The sequence below is a fragment of the Mycobacterium sp. 852002-30065_SCH5024008 genome, assembly GCF_001665645.1.
Lineage (GTDB): Bacteria > Actinomycetota > Actinomycetes > Mycobacteriales > Mycobacteriaceae > Mycobacterium > Mycobacterium paraffinicum.
Window position 1 is genome coordinate 1 of sequence record NZ_LZSZ01000089.1, and the last position, 632, is coordinate 632.

Below are 632 nucleotides of genomic sequence, written 5' to 3' on the forward strand. Positions count from 1 at the left end.
AGCCGCGAATCGACGTCGGCCACGCCCTCGGCGCGGATCACCCACTCGAAGGCGGCGAGATCCGGGTACTCGCGCATGAGCCGGCCCGACTCGTCGAGCACCGCCTCGATCCGATCGATGGCGGTCCCGGCGCCCGCGGCGGCCGCCCGCAGTCGAGGCAATGCGACATCGGTGCGTGCCGCGATCGCGGCCTTGATCAACTCGGCCTTGTTCGGAAAGTAGTTGTACAGGCTGGCGCTGGTGACGTTCGCGGTGCGGGCGATCTCACGGATGGTGGCCCGTGAGTACCCCGCCGTGGCCACACAGCGCATGGTGGCGACGACGATCCGCCGGCGGGTCTCCTCGCCGCTGGCGCCGACCGGGCGGCCCAATTGCGACGGCGCGACGCTCATGCCGCGCGGAACCCGCCGCAGGTCCGTCCATCACACACTGCGCACCTCCGCGCGGAAGCCCAAACTAATCGATCACTCGATTATATTCGACCTGCCGGGCACTCAGAGCCGGCGGACAGGACGCGCGAGTGGGGAGAGCACGGTGACGCGGGCGCAGCGTGGACGCCCGGTGGGCGCCGACGGGGAGCAGACCCGCGCTCGGATCATCACCGCGGCGATGCGGTGTGTGGCCGAGATGGG

Annotated in this window: 1 protein-coding gene; it reads right to left on the reverse strand. The window is 70.6% G+C overall.

The window, feature by feature from the left end:
- The coding region (locus A5781_RS12100) for a TetR/AcrR family transcriptional regulator (RefSeq protein ID WP_156624580.1) at positions 1–392 on the reverse strand (392 nt) is incomplete at its 3' end.
- Positions 393–632: the final 240 nt, after the last annotated feature.